This is a genomic window from Hydrogenivirga sp. 128-5-R1-1, assembly GCF_000171895.1.
Genome location: NZ_ABHJ01000439.1, coordinates 1 through 1,233, shown reverse-complemented (window position 1 = coordinate 1,233; position 1,233 = coordinate 1). Strand labels below are relative to the sequence as shown.

The 1,233-nt window shown below is 32.4% G+C and carries 2 protein-coding genes; one reads left to right on the top strand and one right to left on the bottom strand.

From position 1 onward, the window contains the following. The coding region (locus tag HG1285_RS00875; protein ID WP_008289540.1) for a PHP domain-containing protein at positions 1-730 on the bottom strand (730 nt) is incomplete at its 3' end. 109 nt (positions 731-839) lie between these two features. Here HG1285_RS00875 and HG1285_RS00880 point away from each other — a divergent pair. Further along, the coding region (locus HG1285_RS00880; protein WP_008289538.1) for an epoxyqueuosine reductase QueH at positions 840-1,233 on the top strand (394 nt) is incomplete at its 3' end.

The window sequence follows — 1,233 nt, the reverse complement described above, 5'->3', positions numbered from 1 at the left end:
AAGCTCTACCTTTTTCTTTTAGCTCTTTTAAGGTCATTTTCATCTGGAGAGCTTTTATGACATCGTGGGCTTCTGCGTCTTCTTCATTTAGGTAATGAGAGTCATTTGTTGCGACAACTTTTACATCAAGCTTTTCAGCAAGTTCCAAAATTCCTTTGTTTGCAATTTCCTGCTCTTCAAGTCCATTTATCTGAATTTCAAAATATAAATCTTCTCCAAATATATCTTTTAATCTTTTACCGTATTCATAAGCCTCGTCAAACTTTCCTTTTGAAAGGAGGTGTGGAATAAATCCTTTTAAACAAGCAGTTTGACAGATAAGACCTTCATGGTACTTTTCTAAAAGCTCCCAGTCTATTCTGGGTTTATAATAAAATCCCTCCGTATATGCTAAGGAAGAAAGTTTCATCAAGTTTTTAAATCCTGTTTTATCTTTTGCATGAAGTATAAGATGGTAATTCTTATCTGCTAATATGCTGTCAGACCCTTCTCCTTTCTTCTCAAATCTATTATTTGTAAAGTAGGCTTCCATTCCGATAATAGGCTTTACACCTACTTTTTTCATTTCCTGATAAAACTCAATAGCACCGAAAATATTTCCGTGGTCTGTCAGGGCTACTGCTTTATATCCATACTCTTTTGCTTTTTTGGCAAGCTCAGGTATTTTTATAGCACCGTCCAGTAGTGAATAATGGCTGTGTAAATGTAAATGTGTAAAATCTTTTGACATTATCCCACCTTGAAATTAATCTTTAATTTGTTTTCGGTTAGAATAATTTATCTAATAAATCTGTGAAGTTCAATTGTTAAAATTAACAAAAAATTATGAGGTAAATAAAATGGATAAAATACTTGTTCACATATGTTGCGGAGTTGACGCTGTCTGGGCTTTAAGAAAGTTAAAAGAAGAATATCTGGATGCCTATCTTGAAGGATATTTTTACGACCCAAATATCCATCCTGAAGAAGAATATGAACTTAGATGGATAGAAACTAAAAGAGTTTGCAACGATTTGAATATTCCTTGTGAAAAGGGAGAGTACGATATAGAAAACTGGTTTAATGCTGTAAAAGGATATGAAAATGAGCCAGAAAGAGGATATAGATGTACTATCTGCCACGATATTAGGCTTGAAAAATCTGCAAAATATGCAAAAGAAAAAGGTTTTAACAAATTTACAACTGTTTTAATGATGAGTCCTAAAAAAAATTTTGATGTTTTGAAAAATGTTG